General features: G+C 61.7%; 18 protein-coding genes. 4 read left to right on the forward strand and 14 right to left on the reverse strand.

Going from position 1 to position 21,803, the window contains the following annotated elements:
- Positions 1-5 precede the first annotated feature (5 nt).
- The 14 genes from IHQ43_RS03205 to gcbA form a co-directional block, all read right to left on the reverse strand.
- Positions 6-599, reverse strand: coding sequence for a MarC family protein (locus IHQ43_RS03205; RefSeq protein WP_192563344.1), 594 nt, complete (start codon positions 597-599; stop codon positions 6-8).
- Between the two features lie 63 nt (positions 600-662).
- Positions 663-3,440 carry a hybrid sensor histidine kinase/response regulator gene (locus tag IHQ43_RS03210; RefSeq protein ID WP_192563345.1) on the reverse strand — a complete coding sequence of 926 codons (2,778 nt, stop codon included), beginning with the start codon at positions 3,438-3,440 and terminating at the stop codon, positions 663-665.
- Between the two features lie 102 nt (positions 3,441-3,542).
- On the reverse strand, positions 3,543-4,835 hold the full coding sequence (purD, locus tag IHQ43_RS03215) for a phosphoribosylamine--glycine ligase (RefSeq protein ID WP_064379203.1): 1,293 nt from the start codon (positions 4,833-4,835) through the stop codon (positions 3,543-3,545).
- 152 nt (positions 4,836-4,987) lie between these two features.
- Positions 4,988-6,595: a bifunctional phosphoribosylaminoimidazolecarboxamide formyltransferase/IMP cyclohydrolase gene (purH, locus tag IHQ43_RS03220; protein WP_102688348.1), complete on the reverse strand. Its 1,608-nt coding sequence runs from the start codon at positions 6,593-6,595 to the stop codon at positions 4,988-4,990.
- 82 nt (positions 6,596-6,677) lie between these two features.
- Positions 6,678-6,998, reverse strand: coding sequence for a DNA-binding transcriptional regulator Fis (fis, locus tag IHQ43_RS03225; protein WP_002555375.1), 321 nt, complete (start codon positions 6,996-6,998; stop codon positions 6,678-6,680).
- Positions 6,995-8,005 carry a tRNA dihydrouridine synthase DusB gene (gene dusB / locus IHQ43_RS03230; protein WP_192563346.1) on the reverse strand — a complete coding sequence of 337 codons (1,011 nt, stop codon included), beginning with the start codon at positions 8,003-8,005 and terminating at the stop codon, positions 6,995-6,997. The genes fis and dusB overlap by 4 nt, the downstream gene beginning before the upstream one ends.
- A 185-nt stretch (positions 8,006-8,190) precedes the next feature.
- Entirely contained in the window at positions 8,191-9,441 is a 1,251-nt protein-coding gene (locus tag IHQ43_RS03235) for a DUF3426 domain-containing protein (protein WP_192563347.1), read from the reverse strand.
- 30 nt (positions 9,442-9,471) lie between these two features.
- Positions 9,472-10,350 (reverse strand): 50S ribosomal protein L11 methyltransferase, encoded by an 879-nt coding sequence (gene prmA / locus IHQ43_RS03240; protein ID WP_115076401.1) that lies wholly within the window; start codon positions 10,348-10,350, stop codon positions 9,472-9,474.
- Positions 10,351-10,585: 235 nt separating this feature from the next.
- A complete protein-coding gene (gene accC / locus IHQ43_RS03245) occupies positions 10,586-11,944 on the reverse strand; it encodes an acetyl-CoA carboxylase biotin carboxylase subunit (RefSeq protein WP_007951024.1) in 1,359 nt (452 codons plus the stop codon).
- Positions 11,945-11,961: 17 nt separating this feature from the next.
- Positions 11,962-12,429, reverse strand: a complete 468-nt coding sequence (gene accB, locus IHQ43_RS03250; protein ID WP_007951023.1) for an acetyl-CoA carboxylase biotin carboxyl carrier protein — start codon at positions 12,427-12,429, stop codon at positions 11,962-11,964.
- A gap of 24 nt (positions 12,430-12,453) precedes the next feature.
- Entirely contained in the window at positions 12,454-12,909 is a 456-nt protein-coding gene (gene aroQ, locus IHQ43_RS03255) for a type II 3-dehydroquinate dehydratase (protein WP_064593231.1), read from the reverse strand.
- A 132-nt stretch (positions 12,910-13,041) separates the two neighbouring features.
- Positions 13,042-14,799 carry a protein-disulfide reductase DsbD gene (locus IHQ43_RS03260; protein WP_192563348.1) on the reverse strand — a complete coding sequence of 586 codons (1,758 nt, stop codon included), beginning with the start codon at positions 14,797-14,799 and terminating at the stop codon, positions 13,042-13,044.
- 58 nt (positions 14,800-14,857) lie between these two features.
- Complete coding sequence (locus tag IHQ43_RS03265; protein ID WP_192563349.1) at positions 14,858-16,804, reverse strand: methyl-accepting chemotaxis protein; 1,947 nt, start codon at positions 16,802-16,804, stop codon at positions 14,858-14,860.
- A gap of 50 nt (positions 16,805-16,854) precedes the next feature.
- On the reverse strand, positions 16,855-18,525 hold the full coding sequence (gene gcbA / locus IHQ43_RS03270) for a diguanylate cyclase GcbA (RefSeq protein ID WP_007951019.1): 1,671 nt from the start codon (positions 18,523-18,525) through the stop codon (positions 16,855-16,857).
- Between the two features lie 325 nt (positions 18,526-18,850).
- Between gcbA and IHQ43_RS03275 the strand changes: the two genes are divergently transcribed.
- Genes IHQ43_RS03275 through IHQ43_RS03290 form a run of 4 tightly spaced genes read left to right on the forward strand, consistent with a single transcriptional unit; the run spans position 18,851 to position 21,679 of the window.
- Complete coding sequence (locus tag IHQ43_RS03275; RefSeq protein WP_192563350.1) at positions 18,851-19,999, forward strand: DUF2515 family protein; 1,149 nt, start codon at positions 18,851-18,853, stop codon at positions 19,997-19,999.
- Positions 19,999-20,721, forward strand: coding sequence for a hypothetical protein (locus IHQ43_RS03280; RefSeq protein WP_192563351.1), 723 nt, complete (start codon positions 19,999-20,001; stop codon positions 20,719-20,721). The genes IHQ43_RS03275 and IHQ43_RS03280 overlap by 1 nt, the downstream gene beginning before the upstream one ends.
- Entirely contained in the window at positions 20,700-21,206 is a 507-nt protein-coding gene (locus IHQ43_RS03285) for an Hcp family type VI secretion system effector (protein ID WP_192563352.1), read from the forward strand. Before IHQ43_RS03280 ends, IHQ43_RS03285 begins: the two co-directional genes overlap by 22 nt.
- Positions 21,203-21,679, forward strand: coding sequence for a hypothetical protein (locus tag IHQ43_RS03290; protein ID WP_192563353.1), 477 nt, complete (start codon positions 21,203-21,205; stop codon positions 21,677-21,679). The genes IHQ43_RS03285 and IHQ43_RS03290 overlap by 4 nt, the downstream gene beginning before the upstream one ends.
- Positions 21,680-21,803 lie beyond the last annotated feature (124 nt).

Genomic DNA, 21,803 nt, shown 5'->3' on the forward strand with positions numbered 1-21,803 from the left:
GCAGGTCAGCCAAGATAACCTTTCACCCCGGTGAAGATGATCTGTGCGGCCAGAGCGCAAACAAACAGGCCCATCAGGCGGCTGACGATCTGCAACCCTTGATCGCCGAGAATCCGCTCGATGCGGTTCGACAGATAAAGCACGACACCCACGGTAAAGCTGGCGAGCGCAATACTCATGATCGCGATCAGCTTGTCGTCCCAGTGCGGCTGGCTGACGCCCATCACCAGCAGCGCACCGATGGTACCGGGGCCGACGGTCAGGGGAATGGTCAGCGGGACAATCGTCACATCCTGCTGCACGTTGTCGGTCTGCACGGCGGACTTGCCCTGCGCCATGCCCAGCGCCGAGATGAACAGCACGCTGCCGGCACCGATGCGAAAAGCATCCACCGTGATGCCGAACACATCGAAAATCACCCGCCCGAACAGATACAGCAAGACGCTCGATACCAGTGTGGCGATCGCCACTTTCCAGGCCAAGCGGCGTTGTTCCTTGCGCGAATAACCGCGGGTCAGGCTGATGAAGCAGGACAACACGAAGAACGGGCTGTAGAGCACCAGCATCTTCAGGTAAACACTGAATAACACGTGGAGCATGGCGCAGGCTCGCTGGCGGGAAAAGTCGGGGGGAGTCTAACAGGCGCTATCGTGTCTGTCGGCTCACGACGGTTGCGTCGTCGTACGGTTCTGCTGATCACGCTGGGCCACCCAATGCTCGATCAGCTCACGCAGTTGCGACAGCTCCACCGGTTTGGCCATGTGCCCGTCCATTCCGGCCTGGCGCGCGCGCTCCTTGTGCTCGGCAAGGATGTGCGCGGTCAGTGCCACGATCGGCGTGCGGATGCGCTGATTGCCGACTTCCCAGGCCCGCAGTTGCTGGGTGGCCGAGAAGCCGTCGAGGATCGGCATTTCGCAGTCCATCAGCACCAGGTCGTAGCGCTGGGCTTTCATTGCCTGCAAGGCTTCTTCGCCATTGCTGGCAGTGTCCGGCTGCAGATTGAGTTTGCCGAGCATGCCACGGATGACCTTGGTGGAAATCGTGTTGTCCTCGGCCACGAGAATGCGGAAATCGCTGGGCACCTTGACCGGAGCAGCAGGGCTGGCTGGCTGCGGCTGGAACACCACCTGGCCACGGTTGCGCTGGTTCAGTTCGTCGGCGAGCGTGGTCTTGAGGGTGTAGCCGGCCACCGGTTTGGCCAGGATGCGCTTGATCCCCGAGTTGCGCGCGATGATCTTGCTCGGCGCATTGCTGATGCCGGTGAGCATGATCAGCAGGATGTCGTGGTTCAGGCTCGGGTCTTCCTTGATCTTGGCCGCCAGTTGCATGCCGGTCATGCCTGGCATGTTCTGGTCCAGCAGGACCACGTCGAAGTAATCGCGCAAATGCGCCTTGGTGCGCAGCAGGGCCAGCGCTTCCTTGCCCGACGGCACGGCGCTGACGTTCAGGCCCCAGGCGCTGCACTGTTGCACCAGCACCTTGCGGCAGGTGTCGTTGTCGTCGACCACCAGCACGCGTGCGCCTTGCAGCGGGCTGTCGAGGTCCGAGGTCGGATGCTCCAGGCGATCGGGATCCAGCGGCAGGGTCAGCCACAAAGTACTGCCCTGGCTGGCGCCGCTCTTGATGCCGAACTCGCCTTGCATCAAACGGATCAATTGCCGGGCGATCACCAGTCCGAGGTTGCCGCCCAGGCGGTTGGCCGAGAGGAAGTGCTTGCTGTGCAGTTCGGCGTGCATCAGGGCGTCGCGCTCTTCCTGATCCATCGGCTGGCCGCTGTCCTGCACGGCAATGCGCAGGCGCGGGCCGGTGCTGCGTTCGTCCAGAGCGACCACCACCAGCACTTCACCTTCTGCGGTTTTCTTCAGGGCGTTTTCCAGCAGGCTCAGCAACGTCTGACGCAGGCGCGTCGGGTCGCCGCTGATGACCCGTGGCACTTGTGGCTGGATAAAGCTGATCAGCTCGACATTCTGCTGTTCGGCCTTGGCGCGGTAGATGCTCAGGCAATCGTCAATCAGCGCGTTGAGGTCGAACTGCACGTCGTCCAGTTCGATCTGCCCGGACTCGAGCCGCGAGATGTCGAGGATCTCGTTGATCAAAGTCAGCAGTTCGTTGCCGGCACTGTGGATGGTCTGCACATAATCGCGCTGCTTGACCGACAGTGGCGTGCCGAGCAGCAGTTCGGTCATGCCCAGTACGCCGTTCATCGGCGTGCGGATCTCGTGGCTGATCTTGGCCAGGAATTCGGCCTTGGCATTGATCTCGGCGTTGCTCGCGGCGAGGTCACGACTGATGCTGAAACGGCTTTCGGTGATGCTGCGCTGACGTTCGCCCAAGGCGATGCTCATCAACAGGCCGCTGATGCAGATGAAGCCCATCAGGGTCATGATCAGGCCCTGCGGGGCCACCAGGGTCAGCCCCAGCAAGGCCGGGAGGATGATCAGCGTGCCGATGTTGAACACCACCATCGCGGCAACGAACAACCGTGCAGGGCGGTAGCCCTTTTGCCAGTGGTAGAAACCCACCAACAGCATGCTCAGACCTGCCAGGGCGACAAGTGCATAGGTAATGATGTTCAGCGGCAGGGTGTTGACGAACAACAGCAGCAGGCTGCAGATCACGATGAACAGGATGTCGCCCAGCAACAGTTTGTTCAGCGGGTGCGGCCCGAGCGGGGCGAAGAAGCGGTAGGCGAACATCAGGCCGGCCGGCGCGGTCAGCAGCAGGGCCAGATAGGCGCCGGGGGTCTGGATCGCATGCCAGTTCGGCAGCCACGGGCCGGCGAGGTTGAGCAGCAGCAACAGGCTCAGGCTCAGCAATGCTTCGCAGACGGCCAGCCACAGGCTGCTGCGCGAGCGGGTGTAGGCGTAACGGATCAGGTTGTGCAGGATCAACATCGCCAGGCAGCCGAACAGCAGACCGTAGATCAGCGTCTGGTTGTGATTGGCCGCGGCCATCACCGCCGCTTGCAGGGTGATGTACGGGCGCAACTGGTGGTCGGAGACCAGTCGCAGGTAGACGTCGAGGGGGTTGTCGCTCTGGGGCAGCGGCAGCATGAAGTCGCTGCTCGGCAACGGTCGTTCCACCTGGGGTTGGATGGTGCCGGTGTCGCGCTGTTCGATCAGGCGGTCGCCGTCGAGTACATACAGATTGAGGTGCGACAGGTCGGGGGCGAAGATCCGCAGCACTTGTTCGTGCTTGCCGGGTGCCAGCCTGAAGCGCAGCCACAAGGCGCCATCGGGTTCGGCCGCGGTGAGGCGATCAAGCTCGATAGGGCTGAATTGATTGGTGTAGCGGGCGGAGCGGATGTCGCTCAGCTGGAGGTTGCCCTGATCGTCAAGCAATACTGACCAGCCACTGCCTTGCGCGGCCTGGGCCGGGAGCATGCAGAGCAAGGTCAACAGCGTGACGGTGAAGCCTATGGCAATCCTGAGCCAGCGCACGGCGAAATCCCTTCGTAGGTTGATGCCAGAATATAACGATGCGCAGCGTCGGAACAGCCCGGCAAGGGCGATGAGCCCCTGCCGGAAACACAGCGTAGCTTATTACTGAGACTCACCGCGTTCACGGGCAATGGCGCGGTAGCCAATGTCGGTGCGGTAGAAGCAGCCTTCCCAGTCGATGGCCTTGGCCAGTTTGTAGGCCTGCTCCTGGGCAGCACCGACGCTGGCGCCCATGGCGGTGGCGCAAAGCACCCGACCACCGGCCGTCACGACGTTGCCGTCCTTGAGCGCAGTACCGGCGTGGAAGACCTTGCCTTCCAGTGCGGCGGCTGCGTCCAGACCGTTGATCGGCGCGCCCTTGGCGTAGTCGCCCGGGTAACCGCCGGCGGCCAGCACGATGCCGACGCTCGGACGTGGATCCCACTGCGCTTCAACCTTGTCCAGCGCCTGGGCCAGCGCGGCTTCGACCAGCAACACCAGGCTCGACTGCAGACGCAGCATCACCGGTTGGGTTTCCGGATCGCCGAAACGGCAGTTGAACTCGATGACCTTCGGATTGCCGGCCTTGTCGATCATCAGACCGGCGTACAGGAAACCGGTGTAGACGTTGCCTTCGTCGGCCATGCCGCGCACGGTCGGCCAGATCACCTGGTCCATCACGCGCTGGTGCACGTCGGCGGTCACCACCGGAGCCGGGGAGTAAGCACCCATGCCGCCGGTGTTCGGGCCGCTGTCGCCGTCGCCGACGCGTTTGTGGTCCTGGCTGGTGGCCATCGGCAGGACGTTCTTGCCATCGACCATGACAATGAAGCTGGCTTCTTCGCCGTCGAGGAATTCTTCGATGACAACGCGCGAACCGGCGTCGCCAAAGGCGTTGCCGGCGAGCATGTCGCGTACGGCATCTTCGGCTTCGGCCAGGGTCATGGCGACGATCACGCCTTTACCGGCGGCCAGGCCGTCGGCCTTGATCACGATTGGAGCGCCCTTTTCACGCAGATAAGCCAGGGCCGGCTCGATCTCGGTGAAGTTCTGGTAGTCGGCGGTCGGGATCTTGTGGCGCGCCAGGAAATCCTTGGTGAAGGCTTTCGAGCCTTCCAGCTGCGCGGCACCGGCGGTCGGGCCGAAGCAGTCCAGGCCACGGGAGCGGAACAGGTCGACGACACCGGCAACCAATGGCACTTCCGGACCAACGATGGTCAGGGAAACGTTTTTCTCGGCGAAGTCAGCGAGCTGCTCAAGGGCCAGCACGTCGATGGCGACGTTTTCGCACTTGGCTTCAATCGCGGTGCCGGCGTTGCCCGGTGCGACGAAAACTTTCTGCACGCGCGGATCCTGAGCCACTTTCCAGGCCAGGGCGTGTTCGCGGCCACCGCTGCCAATGATCAAAACATTCATTTCAAAAACCTCGGATGACGCTAATTCTGTTGAGCGCCGCAGGGCGCTTTTCTGTGGGAGCTGGCTTGCCAGCGATAGCATCACCGCGATCTATCTGAAGAACCGAGGTGTCTGCATCGCGGGCAAGCCCGCTCCCACAGGTAATCGGATTATCAGTGACGGAAGTGGCGCATGCCGGTGAATACCATCGCGATGCCGGCTTCATCAGCAGCAGCAATCACCTCGGCATCACGCATCGAGCCGCCTGGCTGGATCACCGCCGTGATACCGACCTTGGCCGCATTGTCCAGACCGTCGCGGAACGGGAAGAACGCGTCCGACGCCATCACCGAACCAGCCACTTGCAGACCAGCATGCTCAGCCTTGATCGCGGCGATACGCGCCGAGTTCACGCGGCTCATCTGGCCGGCGCCGACACCGATGGTCTGACGGTTCTTGGCGTAGACGATGGCGTTGGATTTGACGAACTTGGCCACTTTCCAGGCGAAGATCAGGTCGTGGACTTCCTGCTCGGTCGGGGCGCGCTTGGTCACCACTTTCAGGTCGTCGGCGCCGATCATGCCGATGTCGCGGCTCTGTACCAGTAGACCGCCGTTGACGCGCTTGTAGTCCCAGGCCGGAACGCGATCGGCCGACCACTCACCGCAGGCCAGCAGGCGCACATTGGCCTTGGCAGCGACGATGGCACGGGCCTCTTCGCTGACGCTTGGTGCGATGATCACTTCAACGAACTGACGCTCGACGATCGCCTTGGCGGTCTCGGCATCCAGTTCACGGTTGAAGGCGATGATGCCGCCGAACGCCGATTCGGTGTCAGTGGCGTAGGCCAGTTCGTAGGCCTGACGGATGCCGCCTTCGGCGTCCGGGCTTACGGCCACGCCGCACGGGTTCGCGTGCTTGACGATCACGCAGGCCGGTTTGACGAAGCTCTTCACGCATTCCAGCGCGGCGTCGGTATCGGCCACGTTGTTGTACGACAGTTCTTTGCCTTGCAGCTGGGTGGCAGTGGCGATGCCGACTTCGGCCGGCTTGGCCTCAACGTAGAACGCCGCGCTCTGGTGCGGGTTCTCGCCGTAGCGCATTTCCTGGGCCTTGATGAACTGGCTGTTGAAGGTGCGCGGGAATTCGCTGCGGCCTTCGGTGCTGAGGGTGTCAGCGGCCTGGTTCACGGTGCCCATGTAGTTGGCGATCATGCCGTCGTAGGCAGCGGTGTGTTCGAACGCCTTGAGCATCAGGTCGAAACGCTGAGCGTAGGTCAGGCCGCCGGCCTTGAGGTTTTCCAGCACGTTGGCGTAGTCGCTGGCATTCACCACGATGGCCACGTCTTTGTGGTTTTTCGCCGCCGAACGGACCATGGTCGGGCCGCCGATGTCGATGTTCTCGATGGCGGTCGGCAGGTCGCAGCCTGGCTTGCTGATGGTGGCTTCGAACGGGTACAGGTTGACGGCTACCAGATCGATCGGCTTGATGCCGTGCTCGTTCATGATCGCGTCGTCGATACCGCGACGACCGAGGATCCCGCCGTGGATTTTCGGGTGCAGGGTTTTCACCCGACCGTCCATCATCTCTGCGAAACCGGTGTAATCCGCGACTTCCACTGCGGCCACGCCGTTGTCCTGCAGCAGTTTGAAGGTCCCGCCGGTGGAAAGGATTTCCACGCCCAGGGCTTCCAGCTCCCTGGCGAATTCGAGGATCCCGGTCTTGTCGGAAACACTGATCAAGGCGCGGCGGATCGGCAGGCGGGTAGTCTGGTCGGTCATCTCAATTTCCATCAAAAGCAAGGGAAGTCAGCAAAAAAGGCGACCGGTTTTACGCGGGCGCCTTTCTGGTTTGATTGAATGCTTACAGCAGATCGTACTGCTTGAGTTTCTTGCGCAGCGTGCCGCGGTTCAGTCCGAGCAGCTCGCTGGCCTTGGTCTGGTTGCCCTTGACGTAGTTCATCACGCTTTCGAGCAGGGGAGCCTCGACTTCGGAGAGCACCAGGTTGTACACGTCCGTGACGGACGCGCCCTCAAGGTGGGCGAAATAATTGTGCAGCGCCTTCTCGACACTCCCGCGAAGGGTCTGGCCTTCTTCGCTCGGGGTATTGAGGTGCTGTTTCAAATTCACGTTGTCGCTCACGGGTGTTGTTCCACTCACTAAAGTCTCGGTCATCATCGTCATGCGGCCACCCCTTCTCCGTCCCCTGTCAGGCTCTTGTAACGTTCGGCGAAGAACTCCCGAACGTTGGCGCATTGTGTTTCCGTACCATCCAAACGATTGAAGTGGGCGCGAAACTCCCTGGCGCCCGGCAAGGTTGCGAGATACCAGCCCACATGCTTTCGGGCAATTCGCACGCCCATCACGTCCCCATAGAAGGCGTGGAGGGCGGCCAGATGCTCAAGCAGAATGTGTTCCACTTCGATCAGCTCCGGCGCCGGCAGTTTTTCGCCGGTGCGCAGGAAGTGTTCGATCTCGCGAAAAATCCATGGCCGCCCCTGGGCGGCCCGGCCGATCAACAGGCCATCGGCACCGGTCGCGTCAAGCACGTAGCGGGCCTTTTCCGGCGATACGATGTCGCCGTTGGCAAAGACCGGAATCGACACCGCCTGCTTGATCGCGGCAATGGTGTCGTACTCGGCTTCACCGGTGTACAGGTCGGCGCGGGTGCGGCCATGCACCGCCAGCGCCGTGATCCCGGCCTGCTCGGCGATCTTCGCCACGGTCAGCCCGTTCTTGTTGTCGCGATCCCATCCGGTGCGGATCTTCAGGGTCACCGGCACATCAACCGCCGCCACGACGGCGTTCAGGATCTCGGTGACCAGTGCCTCATCCTTCAACAACGCGGAGCCGGCGGCCTTGTTGCAGACCTTTTTCGCCGGGCAACCCATGTTGATATCAATAATCTGTGCGCCCAGTTCGACGTTGGCCCGGGCCGCATCCGCCAGCATCTGCGCATCGCCACCGGCGATCTGCACCGAGCGTGGCTCGGGATCGCCTTCGTGGATCATGCGCATGCGCGACTTGCGGGTGTTCCACAGGCTCATGTCGCTGGTGACCATTTCCGAGACTACAAGCCCTGCGCCCAAACGCTTGCACAGCTGACGAAAGGGCTGGTCGGTGACACCCGCCATCGGGGCGAGGATCAAGCCGTTCTGCAATGTATATGGGCCGATGCGTACCGCCGACATAGGACTTCCCTGAAGTGGGGCCGGATCATGAGAGTTCGAAAAAGGGTTGGCATGATACCCGCTCTCGATGACTGGATAAAGGCTGAATTGAACAAAATCTGAACAGTTATTCTGTTATTACCGCCGGTTTGGTCGTGCGCTGCGCAGTCAGAAAACTGCCGTCAATCCGGGAGCGGTGAAGCGTTTCACTCGGGTGAGTGGAAACTGAGGCTGTAGTTCACCGCTTTCGGGCCTGGATCGAGGATGTCCAGGGCGATGTGGATCGGCGTCTGCGGCGGCATTTCCGCCATGCCTTCGAGGTCGCCGTTGAGGTATTCGCCGGGTTTGAAGCGACGACTGGCGATCAGGTGACCGTTGAGGTCGGCGAAGCGCAGCTCCAGCAGCGGAAACGGCTGCGAGAACGGCGCGCGGTTATAAATGATCGCGTCCACCACCAGCGCACCGCTGAATTCCGGGTGGCTGCGCACCACCAGGTTGCTGCTCTTGATCTTGGCGATGTCCACCTTGGACGGCACCGTGCAGCCGACTTGCGGGCACAGTTGCTGGAACCACGGACGGTATTGATCCTGGCGCGCCAGTTCATCGAAGTGATAGGCGATGTATTGCCCGGCCAGACCGGCGGCGGCCAGTGCGATCAGCACCAGCCAGAGCAGGCGACGGCCCCAGGGCGAGCGGCGCTTCTGCCAGTCCAGTTGCAGCGGATCATCGGTCAGATCCTGCAACGCTTCGGCGCGAACGCTGGATTCGACGCGTTCGCGCTTTTTGCGCGGTGCTTCGATCAGTGGCAGTTCGTCGTCGACGTCGTCGCTGGCCGACAGGCGTTCGCGTCGGGCATTCGGGTCGATCGGGTCGTGCAGGCGAAGTTGCGGAATTGGTGGCTCGTCATCGAGATCCACCGGCTCCAGCGACAGCGAAGGCTCGGTGCGCTCCGGTCGGACCGGCTCGGGCTCGATGGCTTCGGGTTCCTCTTCGACTTCAGGTGCGCGCTCATCCGCCGGTTCGCTGAACAGGCTGTCCGGCCACGTCGTGTCTTCCGGCTCGTGGCTGTCGCGACGAGCGCTCAGGGCATCCTCACGTGTGCGGCCGAATTCGGTGGTCGGCTGAATTTCCCGTTGCTCGAGGCGGGCCAGTTCTTCGTCCAGATCCAGGCTGTCCAGATCCAGCTCGGCGGCGCTCCATTGCTTCTGGCTGATGGCGCGCGGTTCGGGCGTTTCGGCGATGGCCGGTGGTTCGACAGGCGCCGGCTCGCTGATTAACGGCGCCACCGGCGTGACCGCTTCCTTGCCTGCGTGTTGCTCCAGCAATTGCTTGGCGGCATTGAACACTTGCAGGCAGGAGCCGCAACGAACCACCCCGCGGGCCACGCTCAACTGAGCGTGGCTGACGCGGAAACTGGTTTGGCAATGCGGGCACTGGGTGACGAAACTGTCGGTCATGCGGCGATCCGGATTGAGCAGGCGGTCATTCTAGCGCCGACGGCCGGTGATGCGCACCCAGCCATCACGATTGGCGATCGGGTCGAGATCGAAGTCCTGCGCGTAGGCGGCAGCGACTTCGTCACCTTGCTCGGCGAGGATCCCGGACAGCGCCAGACGCCCGCCGGACTTGACCAGGCCAGACAGTTGCGGCGCCAGGGAAACCAGCGGGCCGGCCAGAATGTTGGCCACCAGCACGTCGGCTTTGACCTGCGGCAGGTCTTGCGGCAGGTACAGCGGGAACAGTTCGTCAGCGATGTTGTTGCGCCCGGCGTTGTCGCGGGAGGCTTCGAGTGCCTGCACGTCGATGTCGGTGCCGACGGCTTCTTTCGCGCCGAGCAGCAGGGCGGCAATGGCCAGAATCCCCGAGCCGCAGCCGAAGTCCAGCACGTTGCAGTCTTTCAGGTCCTGGCCGTCCAGCCATTCCAGGCACAGGGCGGTGGTCGGGTGGGTGCCGGTGCCGAACGCCAGGCCAGGGTCCAGCAGCAGGTTGACCGCGTCCGGCTCCGGTGCGGCGTGCCAGCTCGGCACGATCCACAGACGCTGGCCGAAGCGCATTGGCTGGAAACCATCCATCCAGCTGCGTTCCCAGTCCTGGTCTTCGATGACTTCGCTGTGGTGCTCGGGCAGCGGGCTGCCGGTCAGCAGTTCCAGATGGGCCAGTACCGGTGCGGCTTCGGTGCCGCCCTCGAACAGGGCCAGCAGATGAGTGTGCGCCCACAGCGGGGTGGTATTGAGTTCCGGTTCGAAGATCGGCTGATCTTCGGCGTCCATGAAGGTCACCGAAACGGCGCCCACTTCAAGGAAAGCGTCTTCGTAGGTTTCGGCTTGTTCCGGGCTGATGGCGAGTCTTACTTGCAGCCAAGGCATGGCGGGCACCTGTGAAAAAGATTGATTGCAGCCTAGCGGCCTGCGAGAAGCGCGCAAGTTTACGCGAGCTCAACGCTTTTGTGGGAGCGAGCTTGCTCGCGAAAGCGGATTGCCAGTCACTTTGATGCTGACTGATGTACCGCCTTCGCGAGCAAGCTCGCTCCCACAGACTTTTTGCAATCTCCAGAAACAACAAAGCCGCCCGAAGGCGGCCTTGTCTGGTGCGGGCTGAAGCTTAGTGCTTCTCGCCAGCCAGCTTGTGCTCGAGGTAGTGAATGTTCACGCCCCCTTTGCAGAAGCCTTCGTCGCGGGTCAGATCACGGTGCAGCGGGATGTTGGTCTTGATCCCGTCGACCACGATTTCGTCCAGGGCATTGCGCATGCGGGCCATGGCTTCGTCGCGGGTCGCGCCGTAAGTGATCAGCTTGCCGATCAGCGAGTCGTAGTTCGGCGGAACGGCATAACCGCTGTACAGGTGCGAATCGACGCGAACGCCGTTGCCGCCTGGAGCGTGGAAATGCTTGACCGTGCCCGGGCTCGGCATGAAGGTTTTCGGGTCTTCGGCGTTGATCCGGCATTCCAGCGAGTGACCGCGGATGACCACATCATCCTGGGTATACGACAGCTTGTTGCCAGCGGCGATGCTGAGCATCTCCTTGACGATGTCGATACCGGTGACCATTTCCGAAACCGGGTGCTCCACCTGAACACGGGTGTTCATTTCGATGAAGTAGAAACGACCGTTCTCGTACAGGAACTCGAAGGTGCCGGCGCCACGGTAGCCGATGTCGATGCACGCCTTGACGCAGCGAGCCAGGACTTCCTTGCGCGCATTCTCGTCGATGCCCGGTGCCGGCGCTTCTTCGAGAACTTTCTGGTGACGGCGTTGCAGCGAGCAATCGCGGTCACCCAGATGGATGGCGTTGCCCTGGCCGTCGGACAGAACCTGCACTTCGACGTGACGCGGGTTGGTCAGGAATTTTTCCAGATAGACCATCGGGTTGCCGAACGCCGCGCCAGCTTCGGAGCGGGTCAGTTTCGCCGAGGCGATCAGGTCTTCTTCCTTGTGCACCACGCGCATGCCGCGACCACCACCGCCGCCGGCGGCCTTGATGATCACCGGGTAGCCGACTTCACGACCGATGCGCAGTGCCGTTTCCTCGTCTTCCGGCAGCGGGCCGTCGGAACCTGGAACGGTTGGAACGCCCGCTTCGATCATCGCGTGCTTGGCCGATACCTTGTCGCCCATCAGGCGAATGGTGTCGGCTTTAGGGCCGATGAAAGCGAAGCCGGAGTTCTCGACCTGCTCGGCGAAATCAGCGTTTTCCGCGAGGAAACCGTAGCCTGGGTGAATGGCGGTAGCGCCAGTCACTTCAGCGGCAGCGATGATGGCCGGGATGTGCAGGTAGGACTGAGCGGCAGAAGCCGGGCCGATGCAGACGGATTCGTCTGCCAGACCCAGGTGCATCAGCTCTTTGTCGGCCTTGGAGTAAACGGCGACGGTCTTGATGCCCATCTCTTTGCAGGCACGCAGAATCCGCAGGGCGATCTCACCGCGGTTAGCGATCAGAACTTTTTCCAACTTCGCAGTCATCAAAGGCTCTCCGCAGTTCAAACGATGGTGAACAGCGGTTGGTCGTACTCAACCGGCTGGCCGTCTTCGACGAGGATGGACTCGATCACACCGCTGGTTTCAGCTTCGATGTGGTTCATCATCTTCATGGCTTCGACGATGCACAGGGTGTCGCCTTTCTTCACGGTCTGGCCGACTTCAACGAAGGACGGCGAGGTTGGCGAAGATTTGCGATAGAAGGTGCCGACCATCGGCGAACGGGCAACGGTGCCGTTCAGCGCTGGAGCAGCAGCGGCAGCTGGAGCTGCTGCAGCAGCAACCGGAGCGGCAGCGGCGGCAGGTGCAGCGGCCGGAGCCTGCATCGGAGCCGGAGCGTAGTACTGCTGCGCCGGGGTCTTGCTGTGACGGCTGATGCGTACGGACTCTTCGCCTTCCTTGATCTCGAGCTCGTCGATGCCGGACTCTTCCAGCAATTCGATCAGTTTCTTAACTTTACGGATATCCATGAATCATCAACTCCCAAGGGTCGGTCAGGGGCGTATAGCTTGGTGTTCAAGCTGCTCTAGTGCAGCCTCCAGGGCCAGTCGGTAACCGCTGGCGCCAAGGCCGCAGATCACTCCTACCGCTACGTCGGAGAAGTAAGAGTGATGGCGGAAAGGTTCGCGTTTGTGCACGTTGGACAAATGCACTTCGATGAATGGGATGCTCACTCCCAGCAGCGCGTCACGTAATGCGACACTTGTGTGTGTAAATGCTGCCGGGTTGATCAGAATGAAATCCACACCTTCGCCGCGTGCGGCGTGGATGCGGTCGATCAATTCGTACTCGGCGTTGCTTTGCAGATACAGCAGATGATGGCCGGCTTCACGGGCGCGGCGCTCCAGATCCTGATTGATCTGCGCCAGGGTGGTCGACCCGTAGGTCCCGGGTTCCCGGGTGCCAAGCAGGTTCAGGTTGGGGCCGTGCAGCACCAGTAGCGTTGCCATCTGCATGTTCCTTGTTATGGGTGAGCCTTCGTCAGAACCCGGCGACTATGCCGCAAAGACTTTGTGACTGTCCAGTTCTCTGCAATAGCCAGCACGATGACCGATGTTTGCGCAAAATATGTGACTGACTGATTAAATCCGGTCATTCGCTTTGGCGACACGTTCAGCGAAGTCGCTGGCGTTGATCTCGCCGATCACCCGTACATCGCGACGTTCCGCCCCGTCCTTGCCGAAGAACATCAGCGCCGGTGGGCCGAACAGGCTGTAGCGGTCGAGCAGGGAGCGCTGTTCGGCATTGCTGGCGGTGATGTCGAAGCGGATCAGCCGATAACCCTTGAGCCGATCCACGACCGTGGTGTCATTGAGCACTTCGTGTTCGATGACTTTGCAGCTGATGCACCAGTCGGCGTACCAATCGAGCAGCAGCGGGGTGCCGGCGGTTTTCGCTTCGAGCAGCACCCGATCCAGTTCCGCCGGGGTACTGACGGTCTGCCACAAGCCGCTGTTTTGCGCGGGCGAGCCGCTGTCGGCAAGGCGTGCCGGGGCTATCGGATTCAGCGGGTCGGTCTGCCCGCTGAACGCACCGAACCAGCAGGCCAGCGCATAAAACAGCAGGAACATGCCGAGCAACTGACCGAGGCGTTTGCGTGGCGGTTTGTAGACGAACTCCAGAGCGCCGAGGAACAGACCGACACCGCCGGCCAGCAAGCCGATCAGCAGCAACGTGATCTGCCCCGGCAACACCCGGCTGAGCAGACCGATCGCCAGCCCGAGCAGCAACACGCCGATGCCGTTCTTCACGTACATCATCCACGGTCCGCTTTTCGGCAGCCACGCCGCGCCGCCGGTAGCCACCAGCAACAGCGGCGCGCCCATGCCCAGCCCGAGCATGAACAGCTTCAGGCCGCCGCCCAGCGCATCGCCGCTGGCGCTTATATAAAGCAGCGCGCCGGCCAGCGGTGCGGAAACACACGGCGATACCAGCAAGCTCGACACCACACCCAACACCGCCGCCCCCCACAGCGAGCCGCCTTCGGTGCGCCCGGCAATCCGGTCCAGGCGGCTGCTGATGAAGTGCGGCAATTTCAGCTCGAACACGCCGAACATCGCCAGTGCAAACACCGCAAAGAACATTGCGAACGGCACCAGCACCCACGCCGATTGCAGCCGTGCCTGCAAATTCAGTTGCGCACCGAACAGCCCCATCAAGGCCCCGAGCAGCGCAAAGCACGCCGCCATCGGCAGCACATAAGCCAGCGACAGATTGAAACCACGCAAACCGCCGACCTGCCCGCGCAACACCACGCCGGACAGGATCGGCAGCATCGGCAATACACAAGGCGTGAAGGTCAGGCCCAGGCCCGCCAGGAAGAACAGCGCCAGATCGCGCCAGTCCCAACCCGTCACCGGAGCGGACGCGTCACTTGCCGCTGCGTTGCCCTCGATGCTCAGGCGCTCGGTTTCCGGTGGATAACACAAACCCTTGTCGGCGCAGCCCTGATAAGTGACGGCCAACGTGAACGCCCGGGAATCATTGCGCGGCAGTTCCACATCGAGAATGCCGTGGTAGACCTCGACGTCGCCGAAGTACTCGTCGTGTTTCTGTTCGCCTTGTGGCAGCTGTGCGGCGCCGAGTTTCACCTCGGCAGGTTCGGCACGAAACTGGAAGCGATGGCGGTAGAGGTAATAGCCTTCGGTGGCGACGAAGCGCAGTTTGACCGATTGCGGCGTGCTCTCGACCAGGCTCAGTTGAAAGGCTTCGCGCACCGGCAGGAAATCGGCGCTGTTGTTGACCGAGCCCAGCGTGGCGCTGGGTTTGCTGTCGAACAGACCGGCGGCGCCGGCCGGCAGGGCGAGGACGAAAAACAGCAGGCAGAGCAGACGGCGCATGACAATCTCGCGAATCAAAGGTGCGGGAATGATAGCGGACTTGGCCCTGCGCTGTGTGTCACACGCGGAACGCCTGCACGGCGGTGTGCAGCTGACCGCCCAGCAACAGCAGGTTCTCGCCTTGCTCGCGACCCTGGCCGATGCGCAGCAGATTGTCCCCGCCCAACTGGTGAATCCGCTCGCTGTGATCGCGGATCTCGCTGACCGCACCGCTCTGTTGTGCGGTGATGTCGGCGATGCGGATCGCGGTGTCGGAGATGGTCTGGATCGCACCGACAATCTTGTCCAGCGCCCCGTCCGCCGATTGCGCCTGATTGGCCGTGGCCTCGGCGTGTTCGACCTGGGCGCGCATGCCCTCGACCGATTGCCGGGCGGCGGTTTGCAGGCCGGCGATCAGGGTCTGGATTTCGGCGGTGGCGCCGGCGGTGCGTTGCGCCAGCGAGCGCACTTCTTCGGCCACCACGGCGAATCCGCGACCCATTTCCCCGGCCCGAGCGGCTTCGATCGCCGCGTTGAGCGCCAGCAGGTTGGTCTGGTCGGCAATCGAGCGGATCACCGTCAGTACGCCGCCGATGGTTGCCGACTCTTCGGCCAGGTGTTCGATCATCTGTGCGTTGCCTTGCACTTCGCCGACCAGCGCGTGCAGGCCGGTGAGGCTCTGGCCGATCACTTGTTGCCCGTGTTCGACGGCCAGTCCGGCATGGCGACTGGCGTCGGCGGCCTGGCGCGCATCACCGGCCACTTGCTGGATGGTCGCTTCCAGTTCGCCAAGGGAATCGCGGATCAGTGCGGTGTCGCCGGCCTGATGTTCGGCACCGCTGTGCAAGTCATTGCTCAGCTCGGCGAGGGTGCGACTACTACCTGCGACTTGCTCGGCATTGCCGCGAATGGTCCCGACCAGATCCACCAGATAGGCGCGCAGGCGATTGAGCGAGGCTTCGATGTCGTGCAGTTCGCGGTTGGTCTTGCCCAGATGAATGTCGCGGCTGAAGTCGCCTTCGGCCCAGGTCGACAGCGCTGGCGCGAGGTTGGTCAGGGTGCGGGCGAGGCGTCGCTGCAGAGTGTCGATCAGCAGGGCGATCAGCAGAATCAGGCCGATCATCACGCCTTGCATCAGCCGCACTTCGCCCTGGATCTGCCCGTGCTGGGCGCGCACTACCGGCTCGAGACCGGCGATGGCTTGCTGCACGGCGGCGATTTTCTGGTGGGTCGCGGTGCTCAGGTCGGTGCGTTTCTGGATCTGATTGCGGGTGCGGGCCAGCTCCGCCGGGTAACGACCGAGCAGACTGTTGAGTTCGCGTTTGAGGCCCACGCCGGCGTCTTCGGCAGCGGTTTTTTCCGTGCTTTCGATGCCCATCATCGCGGCGAAATCGTCACTGCCGGATTCGCTGCTGGCGACCACGCCGAGCAAGGGCAGGGCATCGATTGTCTGGGCCTGGGCGCGGATGTTGCTGACTTCGCGCTCGACATCGGCGGCCAGCTCACTGCGCCCGCTGCTGACCAGTTTGTCTCGCGCCAGCGACAGCTTGCCCAGATGTTGAGAGGCGACCAGCAGCGGCGTCAGGTAGGTCGCGTTGCCGCCGGCGTAGGTGCTGAGTTGATCGAGGCTGGCGCTCAATTCGCGTTCGGCCTGCAACAGCAGGGCCTGCGGATCGCCGGCCAGTTTGCCGGCGGCCAGCAGGTCGGTCTTGCTGAATTCATCGAGGCCGGTGAGGCTCGGGCGCAAGGTGTCGGCCAGCGCAGGCGGAAGCTCGCCGAGTTCTTTGTGCAATTGATCGATGGCCTGGCTGGCGCTGCTCAGGCGCAGGGCGTCGCCGCTGGCGAGGTAATCCTCGACGTTGCGCGCCACGTCATTCTGAAATTGCTGGGACAGCCCCAGGTAACGCTCCATCAACAGATACGGGCGCTCCAGGGCTTTTTGCGACCACCACAGCGTGGCGCCGAGGGCCACGCAAACGGCGACCAGCAACAGAGTATTGAGATTGGTGAGCAACTTCAGGCGCATGACGGCTACCAACGGCAGAATGGTAAGCGCCTGAATTTATTGCGGTTCTGTTACAGGGTTATGACCGATTGGGTCGAATCCGATGAAAAAGTGGCACTTTGCTTTGAGTCCCGCGCGGTCTGCACCCGATTGCGTCCTTCGCCTTTGGCACGGTACAGCGCCTCGTCGGCCTGGCTGGCCATCATCAGGCTGTCGGAGTCGTCGCGCATCTCCACCACCCCGGCGCTGAAAGTGCACCACAGATCCTGCGGCTGGGCCGGATAGTGAATCTCGGCAAAGCGCTGGCGGATTTCATCGAGCACTTTGTGCGCCGCTTCTATATCGGTGTCGGGCATGACGATGGCGAATTCCTCGCCACCGTAACGGCCGATGAAATCGGTCTTGCGCAGACGCTGCTTGAGAAACAGCGCCAGGCTCTTGATCACCCGGTCGCCCATGGGGTGGCCGTGGCTGTCGTTGACCCGTTTGAAGTGGTCGATGTCGAGCATGGCAAAGCTCAACGGCTTGTTCTCGCGGCGGGCGCGGAACGAGCAGTCCTCGAGCAATTGCAGAATGTGCGTGTGGTTGTACAGGCCGGTGAGGCTGTCGCGGACCATCCGTGCTTTCAGATTACGTGCACGGGCGGCGCGGTTGCGCACGGTAGTGATCAGGTGGCGCGGCTTGATCGGCTTGGTCAGGAAGTCATCGCCGCCCTCGCTCATGGCGTCGAGCTGCTTGTCCAGATCGTCCTCGGCCGACAGGTAAATGATCGGCACACTGACATAGCGGTCGTTGTGGCGGATGACCTTGGCCAGCTCGGTGCCGGTGCAGGCCGGCATGTACATGTCGAGGATGATCAGGTCCGGCTGGAAGTCCGCCAGCTCGGCCATCGCCTGGATCGGTTCGATCAGGGTGCGAGTGACAATCCCGGCGCTGTTGAGCAGGCGTTCGGTGTGCAGGGCCTGGGCGCGGGAGTCATCGATAATCAGCACTTTATAAGGTTCGTACTGGGCGACGCAGGTCAGGACTTCGATCTTCTCCAGCAGGCTCGAGGCTTCGAGGGTGCCGGTGAGGAATTCCTGGCCGCCGGCACGCACCGCCGCGAGGCGGGTCGGAGTGTCGGTCTCGTGCAGGCTGAAGAACAGCAGCGGCAGTGGTTCTTCCAGACCTTGCTGGGCTTCGGCGGCGAGTTTCAGGCCGACGCCGGCGCCGCTGAAGTCCACGTCCATGACGATCGCGGCCGGCAGGCGCTCGACCATCGACGAGCGAAACGCCGACACACTGTCGAGCGCCTGGGCGCTCAGACCGAAAAACTCCAATTGCTTGGCCAGCCGCTCGGCGCGGTCGTGATCCTGCAGCATCACATAGATCGGTTTGCGCAGGGGCGGCAGAAAGGTCTGGTCGAGCTGATCGCCATGGCGCAGGCCAGTGCGCGACAAGCGTTGCATCAGACGGTTGAGATCGGTGATCAGGCCGCTGCTCAGGCGTCCGCGATTGGCGTCCACCGCTTCCAGCGACTGGCTGATGTGGCGGGCCAGTTGCGTGTGTTCGGGCTGTTCGAAACGCTCGGCAAAACGCAGCAGGCGCAGATTGGCCTCGCTCAGTTCGGCGAGATCGGCAGTGGACCACTCACTGCGTTGCAGGCGCTGCCATATCTCAAGAATCTGACGTGCCTGATGAATTACCCGCTGGGCAAAGTGGTGCTTGAGGCGCTCACGGCTGGGGTCTTCTGGCTCGGTCATATCCTGACTACTAGTTAGGCTGCATGCTGAGATCGACTGGTGGCTCTATGCTAGCACCTCTTTTCCCTTACATGAGTGTCGTACGTCAATAATCTGCTGTGCGTCACTATTCAGTTTCTGACCGGTCGGTTTCGCCCTGGACTTGCTCGTCGATAGAGTGCCCGTGAACAGGGGCTTATAGGATGTTTCTCCGGGCTTTTCAGGAAGGTTCTCTGTACTGCAGGGTCATCGTCTGTCAGGGCTTTCTGATTTTTCCCAAGGTCGGTTTCGCAAGGGTTTTGCGCTGGTAGGGTCAGGGAAACCCCTACCAGACGTTTGCCCGAACATGACCCAGTGTTTCAACAAACACCCCAGCGATGCCCAGCGCCTGAATCACAGCACCACGCCTGTCGCCGACTGTGAGTGCAATGACGAAATGCTGTACGGCGAACGGTGGAAGGTGACTGAGGTGCCGGTGCTGACGTGCCAGTGCCTTTGGCGCGCCTATCAGCGTGAGGCCGAGCAAATCGTCGCCCCTGACGGTGTCCTGATCGCCGATCCGGTGCAGCGCAATCGGGCGATCAACGCTGCGTATGCCCGGCTTTGGCTGTATGACTCGCGTTTCCAGTGGGCGGGGCTGGCGGCGTTTGCCTCCAAGCAGGTGGGCTGTGGACTGCTGCATGCGGCGGACAGTATCGAGCTGATCCGGCAGGAGCATGAGGCGCGGCAGCGAGTGCGGGACGGGCGCCGTGAGTCCGGATTGCTGACGCCGGACAAAATACCCGGGCAGGCCGAGGACTGGAGTCATTACGAGGAGGCGAGGGCGCGTAATCCCGTGCCTTCGCTGGATTTCCGCCCTCCGGGTGAAGAACTGTCATTGGTGCAGCAACAGTTCCGGCACGTGTACGACATGATGGCGATGGGCAATACCACGCTGTTTCTGGATGTTTATCCGCTGCATCAGTTTTATGCGGTGCGTGGGTTGGGGGAGTTGAAGAAGTGCCTGAAGACCCGGAGAGAGATTTATGGGCACGCGAGGTTTCCGGTGCTTTGGCCCATAGGGGGAAAAGCGCTTCCTTTCGGTGAGGCATTTCAAGAAATCTTGAATGGATTCGAGGCGATAGATGCGGGAAATATTGCCGAAAGTGTGAAGCATCTGGCCTGGCACGAGCAGCGAAACATTCTCCAACCGAGCATCTACGAAAATCGTCATTTGGTGACGTTGTTGCGTGGGAATCATTTTTCCTACGCGACCGGCTTTCCTTCCGGCGTGGCGCAGGCCATCGAGTTGACTCTCACCAGTCAATGTCAGCGTGTCGAAGATGGCCGCACCATTGGGTTCGGCAGCAATCCGATGGCGGATCTGTCGGATATCGATCAGCGAATGGAGTTCGTGCTACGGGCAGCAGCGCGTTTTGACCAGATGCTCAACGACAGCAACCGAAATGCGTTGGCGCAATCCATCGGCGAGATTGCCGCCATGGGGGAGGCTTGATGTCCTGGCGAAACTGTCTATCCAAATGGCGCTTTTGGGCTTGGCTGGCGCTTAGTGTTGTTTTGATGTGGGTCGCCGCACGTCAGTTGATGCAGCCATTGTGGAACGAACCCGTGATGGCGCTGGCGATAGGGGGCACATATGAATATATGCAAGAGCACTCGACCGCCCCATTCCTTTCGTGGGGGCGCGTCGGCAGTCGTGTCTGGGGTGGCATTCCGAAGACGGATGCGCGCCTGCGATTTGTCGATTCGCAGTATGGGTTCGAAACGCCGATGGCGCGTTTTTTTACGGTGACCTTCGAAGGTGACGTGGTCGGTGATATCCGCATGTCTCCTCAAATCGAGCCACTGCTGATCGACGATGTCATGAAGGTCGTTCTCGATCTGCAATCCCAATGGTGCGCAAAAGGTTGGAGGCCAGTCGGGACGCGAAGTGATCCGACGATGGCGGACACACCAGAGTGGCGAGCCTATCTCAGAGACAGTGTGGTCGCCGGACGTTCATTTTGGCAGGCCGGCGACAAGTATCAGGCGATGTTGATCCTTGGACGGTTCCGAGACTCTCGGTATCCAGACCATGAGCGATACCTCATTACTCTCGAGCTCGCCAAGCCCTGGATACCCTTTGACGAAATTGAAAACCTCTACGAAGAACCCCACCCCTTTCCCCCACCCCAACCCAAAGAAGGAGAAATTCCATGCCAACCCCTGCCTTCATGACTATTCATGGCAGCCGCCAGGGCCTGATCAGCGCCGGTGCCTTCACCGAACCGTCGGTGGGCAACCGCTACCAGATCGGGCGTGAAGACAAGATCATGGTTCAGGCCTTCAGCCACGGCATTTTCCTGCCCAGGGGAGCGGGTGCCGGGCGGCGGATGCACAAGCCTCTGGTCATTACCAAAGTCATCGACAAGGCGTCGCCGCTGATCCAGATGGCAATGTGTTCCGGTGAGTTGCTGAGCAAGTGTTGTATGGAGATGTATCGCACATCGGCCCACGGCATTCAGGAGCATTTCTATACGATTGAACTGGAGGACGCGCAGATCGTCAGCGCCGAGGTTTTTATGCCCGACTGCCAGGACCCCGCTACGTCGCACCTGACGCAATGGGAAAAAATCCAGTTCAGCTACCGCCGCATCTACTGGCGGCACGAGGTCAGCCGGACGATGGGCTCCGATGAGTGGCAGAGCGAGGGCCAGGGATGAGGCTGGTTCACCACTCGCACCTGACCGAACGCGAACGCCAGCATGTGTTCCCCGTGGATCAGGCACTGGAACGGGTTTGCAAGGCGTTGCTGGAGCGGCAATCCCTCGAAGGTCTCGATCAGTTGCGGGCAGGTCTGATGCTCGATCTGGACAGTGAAGTGCTGGAGCAGATAGAACGCGGCGACTGGCTGTTGCTCAAAGCTGAAGCTGATTACGGCGGATGGCCCACTGCCCGGTCAGCGTTCGATCAAGCGGTACTCGACCTGATGAACAATCCACCGCTCCAACCCACCAGAACACCCCGAATCTATCGTCTGGTCGACAGCATGACCGGCGAACCGTTGCCACAGCAGGCCTACATTGCAACGGTCGATGGGGTTCCCACCCAGCGCCGAACAGACGACGAGGGAATTGCCCATCTGTTCATGCCGGATGATGCCCGGCAGGTTTCAATGCGAATTTTCAACGTCTGAAGGCTACGTCTATCCTTTCTCTCACTGGCGACGTCCGCCTGTTTTTCTCCGCTGCCCCAATCGCGGGTGCCCGGCCGAGGCACGTTGTTGTATGGTTGTGGTCGAACCGTTGAACCCAAGATTG

The organism is Pseudomonas gozinkensis, from assembly GCF_014863585.1.
Taxonomy (GTDB): Bacteria; Pseudomonadota; Gammaproteobacteria; order Pseudomonadales; family Pseudomonadaceae; genus Aquipseudomonas; species Aquipseudomonas gozinkensis.

What these genes read in the sequence shown, in the direction of transcription:
- IHQ43_RS03205 (WP_192563344.1), bottom strand. Translation starts at nt 599, where the DNA reads ATGCTCCACGTGTTATTCAGTGTTTACCTGAAGATGCTGGTGCTCTAC.
- purD (WP_064379203.1), bottom strand. Translation starts at nt 4,835, where the DNA reads ATGAATGTTTTGATCATTGGCAGCGGTGGCCGCGAACACGCCCTGGCC.
- purH (WP_102688348.1), bottom strand. Translation starts at nt 6,595, where the DNA reads ATGACCGACCAGACTACCCGCCTGCCGATCCGCCGCGCCTTGATCAGT.
- fis (WP_002555375.1), bottom strand. Translation starts at nt 6,998, where the DNA reads ATGACGATGATGACCGAGACTTTAGTGAGTGGAACAACACCCGTGAGC.
- dusB (WP_192563346.1), bottom strand. Translation starts at nt 8,005, where the DNA reads ATGTCGGCGGTACGCATCGGCCCATATACATTGCAGAACGGCTTGATC.
- IHQ43_RS03235 (WP_192563347.1), bottom strand. Translation starts at nt 9,441, where the DNA reads ATGACCGACAGTTTCGTCACCCAGTGCCCGCATTGCCAAACCAGTTTC.
- prmA (WP_115076401.1), bottom strand. Translation starts at nt 10,350, where the DNA reads ATGCCTTGGCTGCAAGTAAGACTCGCCATCAGCCCGGAACAAGCCGAA.
- accC (WP_007951024.1), bottom strand. Translation starts at nt 11,944, where the DNA reads ATGACTGCGAAGTTGGAAAAAGTTCTGATCGCTAACCGCGGTGAGATC.
- accB (WP_007951023.1), bottom strand. Translation starts at nt 12,429, where the DNA reads ATGGATATCCGTAAAGTTAAGAAACTGATCGAATTGCTGGAAGAGTCC.
- aroQ (WP_064593231.1), bottom strand. Translation starts at nt 12,909, where the DNA reads ATGGCAACGCTACTGGTGCTGCACGGCCCCAACCTGAACCTGCTTGGC.
- IHQ43_RS03260 (WP_192563348.1), bottom strand. Translation starts at nt 14,799, where the DNA reads ATGCGCCGTCTGCTCTGCCTGCTGTTTTTCGTCCTCGCCCTGCCGGCC.
- IHQ43_RS03265 (WP_192563349.1), bottom strand. Translation starts at nt 16,804, where the DNA reads ATGCGCCTGAAGTTGCTCACCAATCTCAATACTCTGTTGCTGGTCGCC.
- gcbA (WP_007951019.1), bottom strand. Translation starts at nt 18,525, where the DNA reads ATGACCGAGCCAGAAGACCCCAGCCGTGAGCGCCTCAAGCACCACTTT.
- IHQ43_RS03275 (WP_192563350.1), top strand. Translation starts at nt 18,851, where the DNA reads ATGACCCAGTGTTTCAACAAACACCCCAGCGATGCCCAGCGCCTGAAT.
- IHQ43_RS03280 (WP_192563351.1), top strand. Translation starts at nt 19,999, where the DNA reads ATGTCCTGGCGAAACTGTCTATCCAAATGGCGCTTTTGGGCTTGGCTG.
- IHQ43_RS03285 (WP_192563352.1), top strand. Translation starts at nt 20,700, where the DNA reads ATGCCAACCCCTGCCTTCATGACTATTCATGGCAGCCGCCAGGGCCTG.
- IHQ43_RS03290 (WP_192563353.1), top strand. Translation starts at nt 21,203, where the DNA reads ATGAGGCTGGTTCACCACTCGCACCTGACCGAACGCGAACGCCAGCAT.